Origin of the sequence: Candidatus Cloacimonas sp., assembly GCA_035403355.1 — a bacterium.
GTDB lineage: Bacteria > Cloacimonadota > Cloacimonadia > Cloacimonadales > Cloacimonadaceae > Cloacimonas.
Window position 1 is genome coordinate 23,044 of record DAONFA010000021.1, and the last position, 18,702, is coordinate 41,745.

The window sequence follows — 18,702 nt, forward strand, 5'->3', positions numbered from 1 at the left end:
CAGGTTCAATGCTGAATAACTCCTTTTTTAGTTTGAGGTCTATTAAACCCTGTGTGGTTTTTTTTCCAGACCTGAACAATATGTCAAGGTATTATTTCCGTTCAGATCCCCCCATTTTTAAAGCAGGGTAGTATAAGTCGTTGAGATTCAACGCATTTCCATTTATATTTATTGATGTCGTCCCTTGTTACATAGCTAAAACAGTCGGATACTACATTAGTGATTCGATAATAAACGAAGTAGTATATATCTTTCCATAATTTCTTTGAGTAGATTAAGATGTTGGGGAAAGCGGCTGCCAGTTTGTCTATGATTTCTCTTAAGGAATAGAGATAGCACATTGCCAAAAGTAAGATTTGATTCATATTTTGTAGTGCTGTATAAGTCATAAGCTGTATTTGTTCCCAGCCATAATATTGTTTGATATGGCGGTGTACTTCTTCTATTTTCCAACGGAGAGGATACATATTGAGTACCTTTTCTACAATCTGCTTTTCGGTAAGGTTCTGGTTAGGAAAATTGCACAGGAAATAAAAGAATCCTCCCTTTTTACCTTTGGGAACAACATAACGGGACAGAATCAACCAGGCATCGGTTGTTTCAGGTTCCTTTTTAGGATACGGATCCAGGCGGATTTTAACCCTCTTTATACCGCTCTGAAATGTTTTATTTTTCCCCTTAACTTTAATGGTAAACTTTAAATCAACCGCTTTAGCTACTTCCATAAAGTTCTTTTCTACTCCATTTACTATTAAATTCCTTTTGCCTTCCGAACGCACAATATAATCACAGCCATTATCTTGAAAAAAGGAAAACATAGACCTGTTATCATAACCCCGATCCATTACAAATACACCTTGATTATTACTATGCAGAATGATTTCTTCCATTCGTTCCTGCGTAACTTGAATAATACTATCCTGCTCAATTCCACTGGAGTACAAGTCAGAACTGAGCGGTTTGATCTGGTAACCTTCCTTTTCCGGATGACAGGCAACAATGTTGATTAAATCGTATCCATTTTGATCAACCCTACCGGTACTTCCATCCCGCACTTTTTTCAGCCCTTCCATTTTCGTTGCCTTGGATTTGATGATATCACTGTCATCTACAATAATAGCTGTATTGGAATCCAGACCTTTACACTGATTAGATAAGATCGCCTCTTGTATCTTTTTCGCTAAATTTTTTCTCTGTAAATTATGATAAAAACGGTCACAGGTCTTCTTTAAGGAAATAGCTTCATTAAGCTTCTGAGCTATGCGGTTTATGATTACCGATTTACTTTTGAGAATGCCTAAACAAAGGGAACATACATTGTTAAATTCCGGCTTAGTGAGAAACGGTAATGACTGAAGCAACCAACAATAAAGTTTTTCTTGCAAGTTTTCTTGAACATTTTTTTGTAGTTCTGTAAACATGACTGGGGTAACTCCTTATAGTTTAATTTTAATTCACTTGTTTAGGAGCTACCCCTTTTGTCAAGGGTAAAAGTGACAAAATCATAATCTAAGTATTTAATTTATCATAAAGATATTGAAACTATTATACATAAAACATTCTAATACAAAGGATAAACCTATTTTCAGGGTTTTGCATAATTGCATAACTGTTTGATATTTAAGCATTAACGACATAATGAATTGAATGTACATTTGGTTCAAAATAATGAAAAAATGGCTCAAATAATTTTGGGGGGATCCGTGATTATTTCCGGCAAATTATATTTCTCGTGGATTTTGCGGATGCAAATCCACCGGCGTGTGAGGATTTATTGCACGCCCATTAAGCAGCTTGGATTCTCAGAAAACAGGTTAATTCTCTATCTTATCACCGGTTTCACTTTTCACCTGTTAACCAGTTAACCTGTTAACCCGTTCACCCGTTAACCTGTTAACCCGTTAACCTGTTAACCCGTTCACCCGTTCACCCGTTAACCCGTTAACCTGTTCACCTGTTAACCCGTTAACCCGTTTTCAATAATGCAAATCCCTAATTCCTTCTTTCATTTTAGCCAGATTTTCTTTAATAGAAGCATACATTTGGGGGTCTTCTATTTTTGCTACTTCTTTATCAATAAGTTCCAGTCCAACCTTTTTTGTGCGAGGGCTGGCATAGTCATAGAGGTATTCCGCAAAAGTTAATAAAGCATTAGGAGTACAAAAGCGTTTTACAAAGCCGGGGATGGCAAATTCCATAAAATGTTCGCCAGTTCTACCTGCCCGGTAACAGGAAGTGCAAAAAGAAGGTATATAGCCGCCTGTGGCTAATTCGTATATAACATCATCCAAAGAGCGTGTATCACCTAAAACAAATTGGCTTTTGCGTTTGGATTCTTCATCTTTATGAGCATAGTCACCCACTCCGATACTGCTTCCAGCGTCAATTTGAGAAATACCATAACGCATAACTTCATCTCTAACAGCAATTGGTTCTCTGGCTGTAAGTATCATTCCGGTGTAAGGAACGCTTAAACGAATTGCAGCTATTAAAAGTTTAAAGTCCTCATCTGAAACCTGATAGGGAGGGTGCATCGTAAAATCGGTTCCATTAGCCGGTTCAATACGAGGGAAAGATATAGTATGAGGTCCCACACCAAAGAGCGTTTCCAAATGAATGGTGTGATAGAGAAGCCCCATTACTTCAAAATGCCAATCGTAAAGTCCCATTAAAGCACCAATACCTAAATCATCAATTCCTGCCTGCATAGCTCTATCCAAACCATATAAACGCCACAGGAAATTGCTTTTTGGTCCCCTCGGGTGCAATTTTTTATATGCTTCTTCATTGTAGGTCTCCTGGAAAATTTGGTAAGTGCCAATTCCAACGGATTTAACAGTGCGGAAACCTTCAATATCTAAAGGAGCAGCATTAATATTTACGCGGCGGATTTCACCTTTGTTATGTTTTACATTATAAACTGTTTGCACTGTTTCAGCAATGTATTCAGGCGAATATTCAGGATGCTCTCCATAAACCATAATCAGCCGTTTATGTCCTTTATCTTCCAATGCTTCCGTTTCCGCAATCAATTCTTCCCTGCTTAAAGTGGCACGATTGCACTCTTTATTTGATATGCGAAAACCGCAATAAACACAATCGTTGATACATTCGTTACCTACATAAAGAGGAGCAAAAAGGACAATTCTATTGCCGTATATGCGTTCTTTAAGGGTATGCGCTCCTTCCAGAATAAGTGCTTTCAGCTCAGGATTGGTAACATTAATTAAAGCGGCTGTCTCATCAGGATTAAGACGTTGTTTTGCCAGAGATTTATCAACAATATCTTTAATCCGAATGGCATCAGCGAAACGGTTCTGCTGTAAGTGTTCCATTATTTCAGCAGTGGGGATAAACGATTTAAGACCTTCAGTGTCAATCTTCATTTTGTTCTCCTTCTTCAATCTTTAAAGTGGTAACTTTTACTTTCACGGATTTGATTTGACCCAACTTTCCGGAAAAAGCACCCATTTCTGCAACAGGAAGCTCTACAATCAAAAAGATTACAGCAATTCCCAAATCCCGCATTGGATAGCCAACGCGTAACAGAATATGCGGCGCATAGTTATGCAGTAATTCGTTAACAGGATGAAAAGCGCTTTCTCTGTCTTCCATCACTATGCTTAAAATATGGCGTTTCGGGTTCATTATTACACTTCCTTTGGCGACAAGAAAACAAAGTAAAGCAAAGAGGAAAAGAGGTCTTTCCACCCTTGATGCCAGAACTTATCTCTCATCGCAGGTATTTTTAAAACATTATAATCTATAAAGGGTTTTTGGCAAGGGAAAAATTGAAATGGGAGAGAAATAAAGAAGTTTAGAAGTTATGTAATGTTTTGCTTTGCAGCAGGATAGGTATGAATACCGCATATTTATGGGCAACCTGTAAATAATGATTAAATTTATCCTGTGATAATGGAAAATTAACAGGAATATGATCTTACGAGGTAAGTGATTTCTTGATGCTTAAATATTAGCAGAAATTAAGCTGGCAACAGGTGCTTTACCCGAAAGTTCCTTAGTTCGTAAAATTATAAAAATAGTAGCTGTTACCTGAATGAAATTACAAGACGCAAACTATGCTCCTGTTATCATTTTAATTTCTAAAATTATCCTGTGGTCTATGCCTGACTATCTGTTGCCTGCTCGGTTCTTGAATGTCCCTTTAACGATCCTTTAACAATACCTTAACTTTGTTAAGGAATCGTTAAAGAAGGTTTAAAGAAGCATAAAAGATTCAACTTGGCAGGAAACAATGCTCAGCATCAGAATTGATTAAAATTGTGCAAATTGCAATTTACATTTCTTGCAATAGACCTCAATTCTCCATTTTCAATTCCATCTCTTTTTCTCTTTCCCTCTTTGTTAAATTAATCTCTTTTTCTCTTTCCCTCTTTATTAAATTATCCTCTTTTTCTCTTTCCCTCTTTGTTAAATTATCCTCTTTTTCTCTTTCCCTCTTTGTTAAATTAATCTCTTTCTCTCTTTCCCTCTTTGTTAAATTAATCTCTTTCTCTCTTTGTAAAATAAATCTATCTTGCTGTCTCTATTCCGGATTGATACTATCCAGGCGTTCCTTCAAAAGAAAGAGGATAGGGGAGAAATGCAGGATATATTTTTTAGCTGTAGTTAGCACTTTTCTGGCTTTTTTATAGTCGTTTTTTTGCAGCAGGAGACGAATAAGATCTTCATAAACGGCACTGATATAAGGATTTATTTCTTGTGCTTTCTGCAAAAGTTCAATTGCCCGGTCGGACATTCCAATATGGACAGCAGCATCAGCATAAACCAAAAGGTGGTCAGGGTTGCTTATTTCGTTAATTGATTCATATTCTACAAAGCTGTAATAGGATTTCAGCCAGATGCCTTTTTTCCCGTAAACCAGAGCAGAAAGAAGCAATAACTGTCTATGTTTCCCGAATTTCTTTTCGGCAATTTGAATTGTTTCATAAGCCCGGTCGTAGTTTTGCAGACGCATATATTGCTCAACCAGTAGGAAATAGATAAATGGATTGTCGTCCATCACATAAAGTATTTTGTGAATTGTATCAATGCTATCCTGATAAGAGCCCAAAAAAGCGTAAGCAAGAGCTATATTATAAAGAATTTCCGGAGGCGGATCAGAAATCCGTTTATAGTAAGTATTGGCGATTCTATATTCTCCTAAGGAAAAATAGCAGGAACCAATTAAAAACAGCAATTGCGGATTATCGGGAAGTAAGGAAATTGCTTTATGATAATAACTGAGTGCTTTTTCATAGAGCTGGTGCTCCAGATAGATATCTCCCAAATTTACCAGCAGAGGAAGATTATCGGGTTCTTCTTTTAATGCCTCCTGAAGCAAATAAACAGCTTGCAGCCAATTTGTTTTAGAAATGGCATTAGCTCTTTGAATAAGGTTATTTATATCTGTTAAGTTCATAATTTACTTTAATGTCTTCATTAGTTCTTGAACGGCACGAATAAGTTGTGGGTCTCGTTCTGCAATAATATCTTCCGGGGTAAGCTCCACTACTATGTCAGGTTGAACTCCATTTCCTTCCATATTCGTACCATCCAGTTTATACCAGCCGGTTCCCGGCATCCGCATAGAAGAACCATCCTGTAAATAATAATGCCAGGTTCCGATAACTGCTCCGCTGGAAGGTGTGCCAACTACTTTACCTAATTTTAATTCCTGATAAACGGCAGGAAAGATTTCCCCGTCGCTGAAGGATTTTTCGTTTACTAATACAATACTTGGTTTGTCCCAAATATTATAAGGTTCGGAATGTAAATAGCGGCTGAATCTACGGCTGGTAGAGTAAGCATATTTCGTTTTCTGGAACAAGGTGATTAATTGGTCATGAATATGTCCACCGGTGTTACCACGCACATCAATAACCAAAGCTTCCTTATTGTAATTATCCACTATTAAATCGCGGTAAAACTTTTGCCATTCCTCATCACCCATTGCCGGAATATGGATATAACCAAGTTTTCCTTGGGAAAGTTCTTCTACTTGTTTTTTCTTCTGGGCAACCTGATAATCATAGCGTAAATCCGTCATTTGAGTAAAGCTTAGTCCTGTAATTACTGCTTCTGTAATAATTCCATCTTGATTTACCGTCAGCTTTATTTTTTTCCCTGTTTTTCCTGCCAAAAGGGAATCCAGAGCAGTATATTTGGTAATTTTAACTCCATCAATAGAAGTTAAAAGGCAACCTTCCGGGAAGTGATAAAAACTGCTTAAGCGGGAATTAGGATAAATTTTGCTAAGGCGAATACCTTCTTCTAAAACTGTAGAATAATCTAATTCTGCACCTAACCAGGCAGCAGGAGAGGTAAAAGGATTATATTCATCACGGGGATAAAAACCTGTATGCGAAGCATTTATATCGCCAATCATCTCTTCAATAATTAAAGCTACATCATAGATATTTCTTGTTTTATCTACATAAGGACGGTAAAGTTCATAGATTTCCTTCCACGAAACATTGTGCATATCAGGGTCATAGAAGTTATTACCAAAAGCGTTCCATGCTTCCTCAAAGACCCTTTTGTTCAACAATGCTTTATCATACTGGTAATCGTATTTAATTTTTATCTCTTTGCGAGCGGAAGTATCAATGTTATATGACCTCAATCCATTATCCACAGTGTAATAAACAGTATCCTTAACCTTGGTATAGTAATCGGCATTTTCACCCAGATTAAACACTTCCTTTATGTTCTTTCCGTAAATATTGGCTTTTTTCAGATAGCAATTTTTATCCTGCTGAATGGTATCTTCAATATAGTAAAAAGTGCTGTCGCTAATTGTATCCAGAACGAAATTATAATTATCTTTTGCAACTATAATCGGATAAAAGCGTTTTTCAAGTCCTTCCCAAACAATCTCCATCGGCTTGGGCTCTTTCTCTTCTATAACTGTTGTTGCAGGAATAACAGAGTAATCTTCATTCTCTTGTTCTTCATAAGTGCTATCCGGTTTACTTCTTTCCGCGTGTAAAATTTCGTCCCAAGGGTCTTTATCCAGTTCAAATTCGTCTCTGGGAACCAAATCCAGACGGTAAATACTACTTTCGTAAGTTAGTAAAATGGATTTATTATCAGGAGTCCAAATCAGATTTTGCCACCAGCGATTATCGTTTAAAAGAAGTTTGCTGTTACCTGTTTGCACATCATATAGATACAACTCTTTTGCATAGTTATCTTCTCGCAATGCTCCATACACGGCATAGCTGCCATCCTCGTTAAAAGCAAAATTGGTTACTACAGCCCAAGGTGTTTTTACGGGACGAATATTCACAAAGCCCGAATCAGCAATGGCAACTTTCTGGTGACAGAAATAATCGTCGTATTTGATAAACCAGCGTCCATGCTTATCTTTATATAAATCCGTAACATTTAAACTATCAGCTCCAAACCATTCCACAGGGGAGAGGGTGATAATGGAATCGGCTGTTGCCAGAAAGAGTTTAACCACACCGCTATTAAATTTGTTAATTATCATTCGGCGTTCATCCAGAAATTGCATTGAGAACACAGAACCGTGATCAAAACTGATTTGTTTGGTTTCACCTCCTTTCAAGGGAGAAAAAAAACTGTCATAGTTATGAGTAAAACCAAGCAGTAGTTCGTCATCTGAAATAGCGTAATTATCCAAAGCGGAATTTCCGTAGCTGCGAACTATATTATCCTGCCATTCATCTTCCGCAAGGTCTATAAATAGAGGGCTGATTTTCGTGCCTGTTTTGAGGGTAGGGTCGTATTTATAGATAGCATCAAAATATTCAAAAACCAGGCGGTCATTAGCTCTTGCCAGGTTAATATCGCGAGCGCTGAAGGGTGTTAAATCAGTAATTTTTTCCGGTTTACGAAAAGATAGTTTATTAACTTTATTAACCTGTAAGCTCTTACCATCGGATGCACAATAATATAGAGCACCTGTTTGAGAAAAACGGGGATACATTTCAGAAAGTTCAGAATTAGTTAGTTTAGTATATTTTTTTGTAGCAATATCAATTTGCCAAAGCTCACCGTTGGCACTGCCGCGATAAGCTTCTCTTCTGGAATAGCCCTCTTTTTGGAAAACGATTTGTTTATTATCAGGACTCAAAGTGGCATAACGAGAAGCAATTTCAGCAATTAATAGTGGACTTGAACCATCAAGGGGAACTTTGTAAAAAGATAAACCCCAGCGGGGAGTGTATTTAGTGCATAAAAGATGACGGGAATCACTAAACCATTCCGAAATGCCTAAGGAATTGTAACTTACGGCTGTAGCTTCTCCACCCTGGATCGGCATTGTGTAAACCAAATTCTGTCCGGAACGGTCTGATGAAAAAGCAAGTAATTTACCATCGGGACTAAATTGGGGATTCCATTCATAAGCTGAAGTATTAGTTATTCTGCGAGGAATTCCTCCCTCAAAAGGAACAAGCCAAAGGTCATTACAATATACATAGCACACTAATTCTCCGTCAGGTGAGATAGCTGGGTCACGAGCAAAATATGCTTCCTTTGCAAATACCGGATAAGCACAAATAAGCAAGCACAAGAGCACTAATACTTTTTTTAGGATGGTGATAAACATATATTTTTAGTCCTTTTCCTCAATTTCCAACCCTTTTTGGGGTTTACTTACCTCGTAGCTGTGTTTTAATATCCTAAACAAAATGGGCGGTCGGCATACATCCTGAACTTTAATTTTCTTAGTTATCTGTTTTTCTGTTTTAAGAATCCTATTCAGGTTCTCATCTAAAGCAGTTTCATATTTTTGGATGCGGTTTTCCAGGGATGCAATAGCTGTAGCGTTTATTTCTCTTTCCTCTTTCAAGTGCACAAGTTCCCGGGTTAAAAGCAACAGCAAATTGCGGTAAAAGGGGCAAAGAGCAATTTCTATCTCTGTTTTTGTCCGGTCATAAGTTCCGGCTTGAAAAACAGTAATGGAATTTCCTGCCTGAGTTAAGCCACCGCAGATTTCGCTGCTACCTTCATCACCTACAATATCTCCGTCGCAAACGACGGTGGAGTTCTCTATTTTATCAGTAAAATGGATGTTATTCTGGCAGAGAACACTGGAAACGCTAATACTTTGGCATTCCAGATTACCGCCAATAATAATTCCTTTTTTAGTGCAGGAAATAATTTCTCCTTTCACCGTCAAATCCTTTTTGCAAATTACATTGCAGGAATGAAGGTCTCCCTGTACACAGAGGTCTGCCTCGCATTCTATATCGGCAAAAGCAACGGTTCCGTCAAGTAATAAATCTACCGGGCACTGGATTTTTGCTTCTGCCGGAATATCTTTACTGTTTAGCATAATATTATTTAGCAGACAAATACGCCCTTGTTCATCCAGATAGGGAAAACCGTCTTTTAAAGCAATAAAATGTCTGTTCTGGTTATCATAAGTGATGTTTTCTCCTGCTAACGCTTTTGCTTGTTCAATATCTACCGAACCGAAATCTATCAGCTCGCCAAAAATATCGTAAATACTACCACCCTGGTCAAAAATATTGCAGGAATACTCTGCTACTACATCTCCGGTGCGAAAAGAGGTTAATTTATCCAAGGTCTCTACATCAATTGCAGTATCGGTAGTTAACGGTATATCGGGATTGAATTTATAGTGCAACATAATGTTGCATTCATTTTTATTGCACATTGCTACAGGAAAAGGGACATCATATTCTTTTTCCAATGACTGCAAACGCAGATATTCCACGGCTTCGTCAAAACCGTTTTTAATGCCTGCTTCCTTAATGAGAGCAAGGATATCGTTCTCATCTATCAATTTACCTGTCTTTTTAATTGTTAACCATGCGGAAAGTGGTTCCGTGCGGATTTCTAAAATCAGATTTTCGTCTTTATTGGTAAATGTTTTAGCCATAGAGGATACCTGCGATGTTAATTTGTCGGTTACGGGTTTTTTCTCTGCGATAAGAATGATAATTGGAGCTCTCAAAAGTGCAATCGTTAATATTTTCTATGTTGATTTCGGGAATTCCTGCCTTAAGTAATTGGGCATTAAGAGCATACCTGATATTTATGAAGCGGTTTTTGGTCAAATCGGGTTCCAGTCCTGCTGCCTTCAGTCCTTTATTGAATTCTTCATATAATTCCCGGCTAACTTCATAGTGTTTATGGCAGATTCCTGCTCCAACAATAGCTGTTAAATCCATTGGTTGGCAATAGAAATGTTTCTTCATCAATTTCACTGCTTCTCCGATAATATTTTTCCGGGTTCCTTCTCTACCGCAATGAAGAGCTGCTATCACATTTCTGCGGCTATCCAGTAAAAAAACAGGATAGCAATCGGCAGTTCGGATTAGTAAATACTGATAGGGAATATTGGTGATTAAGCCATCTGCTACAGGAATTTGCGGTTTATTACCGATGCCTGCTCCGCAATCAATTTCACGGCAAATATGGATTTCTTTGGAATGGGTCTGTTCAGCAATAACCAAACGCGAGATAGGGATTTTTTGTCCTTCAACAGTAAAATCCCTTTGGTAGTGCATTAAGGTACGATAGTCCGGTTCTCTTTTCCCCTGATAGTAAAATATTCTCATTGGTCAGATGCCTCCGGGTTTAAGGTTCTTTGCCTGTAAACATCGGTATTATCACTAATAACCAGCATTCTTAAAACACCTCTTAAGAAACCGGGAACTATCTTCAAACCGTAAAGCGACCATAGTAAAAATATTGAACCGCAAGTAATTAAAGTATAGCGCGCACCAATTCTGCTGGATAAATATCCCATCAATATACTTCCAATGGGAGCCATACTGGCAGAAGCCATTGTGTAAAGAGAAATAACCCTTCCCCTCATTTCCAGAGAAGTAATGCTTTGAATGAGAGTATTTGTGGTAGCCATAGTCATCATTCCAGATAAACCCAAAAATACCATAAAGAACATACTTAGCGGAATTGATCCAGAAAGGGCAAATAAAATGGAAGCAATACTAAAGCATAAACACAAATAAACCAAACGCGTTGGCATTCCTCTGATGCTCTTGCGCGATGCTAAAAAAAATGAACCGCATAAAGCACCAATTCCCATTGCGGACATCAATAAACCTTGAGTGGCAGAATTGCCTTGCAGGATATCCTTTGCAAAAATAGGCATTAAGGTAGAAAAAGACATTCCAAACACAGTGTAAATAGCCAGGTTACTTAGCAAAAACCGGATTGGCATATTTTCCCAGGAATATTTCCAGCCCGAAAATATTTTCTTCAGAGTCGGCTCTTTTTGAGGTAGAAAGGGAGGATAGCTTATCTTGATAAAAAATAAAGAGATAATTACCGGGATATAAGAAATTGCATTGATGGCAAAACAGACCCCTTCGCTAAACATCATAATTAAGAATCCACCGATTGCGGGTCCTATTAAACGAGCTCCATTAAACATCGCGGAATTGGTGGCTATAGCATTAGGTAAAAGAGCTCGGGAAGAAACAAGATCCATCACGAAATTTTGTCTGATAGGAGCATCCACGGCATCAATTATGCCCTGAATGAACGATAATATAAGGATGGGATATTGAACCTGCTTATTAATTACTCCGGTTAATACTAATATAGCTAAAACACCCGTTTGCACACAAAAGGCAATCTGGGTAAGAATCATAATGTGATGACGGTTTAAGCGGTCTGCCCAAGCTCCGGCAAAAGGGCTTACAAAAACAGAAGGAATCATAGAAAGGAAGCTTACCAAACCGAGTAAAAAAGCAGAACCGGTTAAGCGATAAACAAACCAGCCCATAGTGGTTCGCTGTATCCATGTTCCAATTAAAGAGATACCCTGCCCCATAAAAAAAAGGCGGTAATTTTTGATTGTTAAAGAGACGAAGATTTCTTTTAATTTCTTAATTACCATTACTATAGAATGAAACGGGATAGGTCTTCACTTTCAATTATTGGATTTAGGCGTTCGGTAACCATTTTTTTGGTAATTTTAATGCTTTTAAGTGCTTCGGAAGGCATTTCAAAGAGATAATCATCCAATAAAGCGTTCATTACCGTATGCAATCTTCGGGCTCCGATATCTTCCATTTTTTCATTAGCTAAAGCAGAAAAACGAGCTATTTCCCGAACTGCTCCCGGCAAAAAAATCAGCTCTACTCCTTCACTGCGGAAAATTGCCTGATATTGTTTGGTTAACGAATTCTCCGGTTCAATGAGAATGCGTTCAAAATCATCTTGGGTTAAACTATTCAACTCCACCCGGATAGGAAATCTGCCTTGCAGTTCCGGAATAAGATCGGAAGGTTTTGCAGTATTAAAAGCACCGGCAGCAATGAACAAAATGTGCGAAGTATCAATCATTCCGTGTTTAGTTGGAACTTGGCTGCCCTCAACAATAGGCAGCAGGTCTCTTTGCACCCCGCTACGGGAAACATCAATACCGCTTTGTTTATCCGCATTGGCTATTTTATCTATTTCATCAATAAAGATAATTCCGTTTTCTTCCACTGACTTTTTAGCCGTCTCAATCAGCTTATCCTTGCTTATCAAACGGTTAATTTCACTTTCCATAAATCTTTTCCAGGCAGTATGCACGGTAGTTTTAATTTTATGCGGTGCGCCTTTACCCTGAAAGATATTATTAATCATTTCCGTAATATCAAAATCCAGTAATTCCAAACCCGGTCCCGGAAAAATCTCTAAATTGGGAGGATTATCCGCTTCGGGTTCAACCTCAATTTCTTTATCATCTAAACTACCGGAGAGAAGCTTTTTGCGCATTTTTTCCCGACTGCGCAAATAGCGTTCATATTCAGCAGTTCCTGGATTGGTATTTTGTTTCATCTTTTTACTGCGGGGAATTAGAATGTCCAAAATCATATCCGTTGCATTATTTTCAGCTTCGTGACGCACTTCCTTAATCATTCTTTCGCGCACCTGGCTAACGGAGTAATTCATTAATTCGCGAACCATTGATTCTACATCACGCCCCACATAGCCAACTTCAGTGAATTTGGATGCTTCCACTTTAATAAAAGGAGCATCAGTTAAACGGGAGAGTCGTCTGGCTATTTCTGTTTTTCCTACTCCCGTAGGTCCTATCAGGATAATATTATTAGGCATAATTTCGCCCTTGATGTCACCTGAGATTTGCTGTCGTCGCCAACGGTTTCGTAAAGCAATAGCTACACAGTGTTTTGCCTGATCTTGACCGATAATATATTTATCCAGTTGTTCCACAATGCGTTTGGGTGTTAAATATTCACTTATTAACAAGTTATACTTCCTCTACAATATAATTTTCATTGGTATAGATACAAATTCCGGAAGCAATTTGCAATGCTTCAACGGCAATTTCACTTGCTCCCATTTTTGTTTTATGAGCCAAAGCTCTTGCCGCTGCCAAAGCATAGTTGCCACCACTACCGATAGCTACAATGTTATCGTCCGGTTCTAAAACATCGCCAATTCCGTTAATAAGCAGCAGGGAATCTTTATCTCCCGCTATCAGCATAGCTTCCAGGCGTCTTAAAATTCTATCCTGACGCCAGTCCTTAGCTAAATCTATTGCTGCTTTGCGCAGGTTGCCTTTATGGGTTTTCAGTTTTTCTTCAAATCTATCCAGCAAGCTGAAAGCATCAGCTGTGGCGCCGGCAAAACCTACAATCACTTTCCCGTCAAATATTCTGCGGATTTTTTGGGCTTTGCTTTTTACGATTGCTTCGCCCATTGTAACCTGTCCATCTCCGCAAATAGCTGTTTTACCATTGCGGTGAATGCCTATAATAGTAGTTCCGTGCATTTCCATTTATGTTGTTTCCTCCGGTTTATTATCCTGATTTTCTACATTCTCGTCCGGTTTATTATCCTGGTTTTCTACATTCTCGTCCGGTTTGGAGCCCATTTTTTCGCTATGCTCAAAGCGCAGTTCCAACGCCTTTTTATATTTTTCCTGCACCAGCTCGCGTTCCTCTTCAATGCAATTTTCCAATATTAAACTAAATATTTCATCTGTGCCCAGGGTTTCCTTTTCCTGTAATTCCTTTGCCATAATTTCCATCAGGTTCCGGTGTCCTGTTAAGATGGAAATTGCTTGTGCGTAAGCGTTACTGATAATATCGCGAATCTCTCTATCTACTAATTGAGAGGTCTCGTCACTGAAGACATCACGAGATACCAGTTCTTTACCCAGAAAAATTTCTCCCTGTTCTTTGCCGATGGTCATAGGACCTATTTTATCACTCATTCCCCAGGAGCAGACCATTTTTTTCGTAATATCGGTGCAGCGTTCCAAATCATTTCCCGCGCCGGTAGTAAATTCATTGAAGACAACCTCTTCCGCAGCTCTCCCTCCTAAAAGCGTAATCAGCATTTGCAGTAAATAGCTCTTGGAGTAATTGCTTTTATCCGTCATCAAATAATGCGTTGCGCCACCGGTAAATCCTCTGGGAATAATAGAAACCTTATGCACGGGTTCCACCTTTTCCAGAAAAACGGAAGTGAGCACATGGCCGATTTCGTGATAGGCAGTAAGCTGTTTATCTTCTTCAGGAATAACTCTGCTTTTCTTTTCCTTACCCAGAATTAGCTTATCCTTTGCTTCTTCAAAATCATCCATTTGGATTTGGCTTTTGTTTTTACTGGCTGCTATCAGGGCAGCTTCATTCACCAAATTTGCCAAATCGGCACCGCTAAAACCTGGTGTTCCCCTGGCAATTAATTCCAGGTGCACATCGTTTGCCAAAGGCACTTTATCACTATGCACTTTCAAAATTTCCGTTCGGCCTTTAATATCAGGCAAATCAACTGTTACTCTGCGGTCAAATCTTCCCGGTCGCAATAATGCCGGGTCCAGAATATCGGGACGGTTAGTTGCGGCTATAATAATAACAGCTTCATTGGGTTCAAAACCATCCATTTCCACCAAAAGCTGATTCAGAGTTTGTTCGCGCTCATCGTGTCCGCCTCCTAAACCACTGCCCCGATGTCTGCCAACAGCGTCAATTTCATCAATAAAAGTGATACAAGGGGCATTTTTTTTGGCTTGGTCAAAAAGGTCTCGCACTCTGGCTGCTCCTACACCTACAAACATTTCTACAAAGTCCGAACCGCTGATGGAAAAGAAAGGAACTCCCGCTTCGCCGGAAACCGCTTTAGCAAGCAAGGTTTTACCAGTTCCCGGTTGCCCTACCAGTAAAACACCGCGAGGTATTCTTCCGCCTAAGCGTTGAAACTTTTTCGGGTCTTTTAAAAATTCTACAATTTCCTGCAGCTCTTCTTTGGCTTCATCCACCCCGGCTACATCTTTAAAAGTAATTCCCGTTTTACTGGCTTCATATAAACGGGCTTTACTTTTACCGAAACTAAATGCCTTAGCGTTTTGAGCATTCATTCCGCGCATGAAAAATACCCAGAAAATAATCAGCAGTAAAAAAGGCAGCAGATAAGAAATAATTCCTGCCCAACGGGATGGTTTAGTAGCACTAACTTTAATTCCCAATGCCACCAGGGAGTCAACCAATTGCGGATTTTCAAAAGGAAGGGTAGTAGAGAATTTCTTATTGGCAACATCGGTGTAGAAAATATCCTTTTCAGCAAACTGCACCTGAGTAATCTGCCCATTAGCTACCCGCGCCATAAAATTGCTGTAACTTTCTTTAGTTACAGTGTTTCCACTGGAACTAAAGCTGTGAAATATAATCACAATCAGCAAAATCAGCATAATTATTAGAGGCAGAGAGAAAGGAGATTTTTTAACCGGGGCATTTTTCGGATTTTGGGGAGTTTGTAAATCCGATTTGGGTTTATCTTTATTATTGCTGTTCTTTCTTTTCAGCACAATCATTCTGATGATACTGATCAGCGTTATCAGGATCAATGCCAGGATAAACCAATTCATCAGGGTTGAAAATTGGGTAAAAGCATTTTCCGCTCCGGGAAGGGTTTCCTTTTGGGCATTAAGAGAATCAATGCTGATAGCGTTTAAAGTGCTGAACGCTATCAGGCACAAGGTAATAATTATATTTTTCGTCATCTATAAAGCTCTTCTTTCAATATTCCTATAAAGGGCAGGTTACGATATTTTTCTGCATAATCCAATCCATAGCCCACCACAAATTCGTTTTTAATAGAAAATCCGATATAGTCAAAAGTAACATCTGTCTTATGTGCGTCGGGCTTATCCAAAAGAACGCAGGTCTTCAAACTTGCCGGTTTGTGCTGGCAAAGATAGTCCTTAATATATGCCAGCGAAAGACCTGTATCCACAATATCTTCTATTACTATCACATCTCTGCCCGAAATGTCAATATCTATATCCTTACGAATTTTTACAACTCCACTACTGCTGGTATTGCTACCGTAACTGGAAATTGCCAAAAAATCCACTTCTATCGGGATAGTGATACTGCGTGCCAAATCAGCCAAAAATATGAAACCGCCTTTAAGAATACCTATCAATACAGGTATGCTGCCTCTATAGCCATTGGAAATTTCCAGCCCTAATTCATGAATACGGGTTTGAATTTTGTATTCATCAAAAAGGACGGCAGAAATATCACAATTCATCTTATTCATTGTTTCCTCTTATCTTTTTATGGATTGCTTTGCGGGACTTGGATGAAATCGTATGGGCGGTTATTTGTAAATAGCGGGTAGTGCTTTCATCATAGCGAACCCGGTTATCCAAACGCAATCCTGCAATCCAAAATAACTTTTCCCCATCATCAAAAACGGGTATTGAATCCCTCTCATATTTAGGGACTTTTTCGTCAATAAAAAACTCTTTCAGGCGTTTGAATTGAGTCATTCCGAAAGGTATAAATTTATCTCCCGGTTTACGAAAACGAATATAAAAGGGACTTTTCACTTTATCGGCATCTATGATAACTTGTTCTTCTTCTCCAACCATTTTTTGCTCCTTGGGCAAAATTCGCAAGTATTTGAAAGTGAAACGGTAATTTCCATAAACTGCCAAAGTGCGGTCAGCATCAATCAGCAGCGGTTCTATATCCTGCGGTTCTTTTTCAGATTCTATTTGCACAATCAGTTCTTCATATTGTTTAATAACAGTTATTTTGTGCGGTAAGCAAAGAGTTTTACTGCCGTGAGCGTTTAAAACATTCTCAATTGCTTGATAATGAACAGCAAAAAAATCACTGTCACAAGCACAAACCTGTTGGAAAACATCGCGTAATAGATAGTATCTTTCAATTTTGTTAAGCTTTACCAGGGAGTTTTTATCCAGAACTATCTTACCTGGCTGCTGGTCTAAACACAAGCGTTTGAAATGAGTTTTATTCTTTTGTTTGAATATACTTTCTGCCTGGGCAAAATAATCAGCTAATTGGGATAGATGTTTTTTCAACTCGGGGTTAAATTCTTTCTCCAAAAGGGGAATAAGTTCATTGCGTAAAAAATTGCGGCGGAATTTATTATTCCGATTGCTGGAATCTGTCCTCCAGGTAATTCCTGCTTTATTTAAAATATCTTCCAAATCTTTACGGCTGAAGCATAACAAAGGATGCACAATTTTACCGGAAACAGGTTTGATGCCTGCCATTCCGCTTATTCCTGAGCCCCTTAAAAGATTCAAAATAACTGTTTCTGCCTGGTCTTCTCTTTGATGGGCAAGCAGAATTTTATCCATTTTATAACTCTCCAGCACTTTGTTAAAGGACTCCATCCGCTTTTTACGCGCCTGATTTTCCAGATTGCCTTTCTCGGGAATATTGATTCTGTGGATAATGATGGGGATGTTTAGCTTTATACAGAGTTCTTTTACCGATTGTTCATCTTTATCGCTTTCTGCACCCCGAATCTGATGATTGATATGCACAGCCAGTAAAGTTAAATTTAAAGAGACCCTTAATCTGGAGAACAGATATAGCATAGCATTGGAATCTGCACCACCGGAACAACCAAGCAAAAGTTTTTCACCATTTTGGATTAGCTTATTTTCAGTGATGTTCTTTTCCAGCCGTTTTAACGCTTCCGCAATTTCCATCTATTATTTTTCTCCCTTTTAACAATCATTTTTGAACTTGCTTTCAATGTCAACTGCTTTTTTTTAAAAGAGAAAAGAGAAGAATGAAAAAGTGGAAAGCCCCAAAAAAAGGTTGAGAGGGTTGATAAACGGAGGGTTGACCTCCTGGTCAACCCACCTCCTACGATTTTTTTCCGGAAGGTTGACCTCCTGGTCAACCCTCCTCTTACGATTTGTTTTCGTACCAATAAAATTGCGGTAACGAAACACCAGTGTTACCACTAAACGACAAGATGTCGTTTTTCCGGAAGGAAACCAATGATAGCTTGGTTTCCGGAGGGTTGACTTCCTGGCCAACCCACCTACAAAAACGACGAGGACATCTTTTTTCCGGAAAAAAAAGCCCCAAAGGGCGACACGAAAATAGCGATGGCGGCGTAAGCCCCTCGTAAACATCACGATGCAAGCAGTGGAAGGTTTTGACTTACAATTTTCACCTGCCTTCAATGTAACCACACCCCACTATCTTTTTTCACATACAACCATATTGCAACCGGTTTCCAAACCGAAAAATTGTGAGTTAAAACAAGAATTCTGCGCACAGGCAACCGCATTACACCAACCCCTCAAATTCCACAATTGTGAAAAAATGTCCTTTTTCACATTTTCAGAGTTGGGTAGGTATTGTTCAGAAATTGTTGTTCCGGGGTTGAATTTTTGTTTTAACTCTAAACCGAGCTTCAGCTTTGACAGTATCGGACAAA

At 38.7% G+C, this 18,702-nt stretch carries 14 protein-coding genes; 1 reads left to right on the forward strand and 13 read right to left on the reverse strand.

Translation table 11 applies throughout. From position 1 onward, the window contains the following. Window positions 1–101 precede the first annotated feature (101 nt). The 3 genes from PLE33_06305 to PLE33_06315 form a co-directional block, all read right to left on the reverse strand. The gene (locus PLE33_06305; protein HPS60859.1) at window positions 102–1,421 is read right to left on the reverse strand and encodes a transposase; all 1,320 of its coding nucleotides are present in this window, start codon (window positions 1,419–1,421) and stop codon (window positions 102–104) included. 555 nt (window positions 1,422–1,976) lie between these two features. Then, complete coding sequence (hydG, locus tag PLE33_06310) at window positions 1,977–3,386, reverse strand: [FeFe] hydrogenase H-cluster radical SAM maturase HydG (protein ID HPS60860.1); 1,410 nt, start codon at window positions 3,384–3,386, stop codon at window positions 1,977–1,979. Further along, window positions 3,376–3,648 carry an iron-only hydrogenase system regulator gene (locus tag PLE33_06315; GenBank protein HPS60861.1) on the reverse strand — a complete coding sequence of 91 codons (273 nt, stop codon included), beginning with the start codon at window positions 3,646–3,648 and terminating at the stop codon, window positions 3,376–3,378. Before PLE33_06315 ends, hydG begins: the two co-directional genes overlap by 11 nt. A gap of 409 nt (window positions 3,649–4,057) precedes the next feature. Here PLE33_06315 and PLE33_06320 point away from each other — a divergent pair, with 409 nt between their 5' ends. Beyond that, window positions 4,058–4,180 carry a hypothetical protein gene (locus PLE33_06320; protein ID HPS60862.1) on the forward strand — a complete coding sequence of 41 codons (123 nt, stop codon included), beginning with the start codon at window positions 4,058–4,060 and terminating at the stop codon, window positions 4,178–4,180. A 366-nt stretch (window positions 4,181–4,546) separates the two neighbouring features. Here the strand turns inward: PLE33_06320 and PLE33_06325 are convergent, their stop codons facing one another. The 10 genes from PLE33_06325 to tilS all read right to left on the reverse strand — a co-directional run bounded on the left by PLE33_06325 (window position 4,547) and on the right by tilS (window position 17,959). Continuing rightward, window positions 4,547–5,422 (reverse strand): tetratricopeptide repeat protein, encoded by an 876-nt coding sequence (locus PLE33_06325; protein ID HPS60863.1) that lies wholly within the window; start codon window positions 5,420–5,422, stop codon window positions 4,547–4,549. 3 nt (window positions 5,423–5,425) lie between these two features. Beyond that, window positions 5,426–8,455 carry a S41 family peptidase gene (locus PLE33_06330; GenBank protein HPS60864.1) on the reverse strand — a complete coding sequence of 1,010 codons (3,030 nt, stop codon included), beginning with the start codon at window positions 8,453–8,455 and terminating at the stop codon, window positions 5,426–5,428. A gap of 129 nt (window positions 8,456–8,584) precedes the next feature. Further along, the gene (locus tag PLE33_06335; GenBank protein HPS60865.1) at window positions 8,585–9,877 is read right to left on the reverse strand and encodes a FapA family protein; all 1,293 of its coding nucleotides are present in this window, start codon (window positions 9,875–9,877) and stop codon (window positions 8,585–8,587) included. Continuing rightward, window positions 9,870–10,559, reverse strand: a complete 690-nt coding sequence (locus PLE33_06340) for a polyphenol oxidase family protein (GenBank protein HPS60866.1) — start codon at window positions 10,557–10,559, stop codon at window positions 9,870–9,872. The genes PLE33_06335 and PLE33_06340 overlap by 8 nt, the downstream gene beginning before the upstream one ends. After that, entirely contained in the window at window positions 10,556–11,866 is a 1,311-nt protein-coding gene (locus tag PLE33_06345) for an MFS transporter (protein ID HPS60867.1), read from the reverse strand. The genes PLE33_06340 and PLE33_06345 overlap by 4 nt, the downstream gene beginning before the upstream one ends. A gap of 2 nt (window positions 11,867–11,868) precedes the next feature. Then, a complete protein-coding gene (gene hslU / locus PLE33_06350) occupies window positions 11,869–13,230 on the reverse strand; it encodes an ATP-dependent protease ATPase subunit HslU (GenBank protein HPS60868.1) in 1,362 nt (453 codons plus the stop codon). A 1-nt stretch (window position 13,231) separates the two neighbouring features. Further along, window positions 13,232–13,762, reverse strand: coding sequence for an ATP-dependent protease subunit HslV (gene hslV, locus PLE33_06355; protein HPS60869.1), 531 nt, complete (start codon window positions 13,760–13,762; stop codon window positions 13,232–13,234). Next, window positions 13,763–15,988, reverse strand: coding sequence for an ATP-dependent zinc metalloprotease FtsH (ftsH, locus tag PLE33_06360; protein HPS60870.1), 2,226 nt, complete (start codon window positions 15,986–15,988; stop codon window positions 13,763–13,765). It abuts the gene before it with no gap. Then, window positions 15,985–16,530 (reverse strand): hypoxanthine phosphoribosyltransferase, encoded by a 546-nt coding sequence (gene hpt / locus PLE33_06365; GenBank protein HPS60871.1) that lies wholly within the window; start codon window positions 16,528–16,530, stop codon window positions 15,985–15,987. Before hpt ends, ftsH begins: the two co-directional genes overlap by 4 nt. Next, the gene (gene tilS / locus PLE33_06370; protein HPS60872.1) at window positions 16,523–17,959 is read right to left on the reverse strand and encodes a tRNA lysidine(34) synthetase TilS; all 1,437 of its coding nucleotides are present in this window, start codon (window positions 17,957–17,959) and stop codon (window positions 16,523–16,525) included. Before tilS ends, hpt begins: the two co-directional genes overlap by 8 nt. Between the last annotated feature and the right edge of the window lie 743 nt (window positions 17,960–18,702).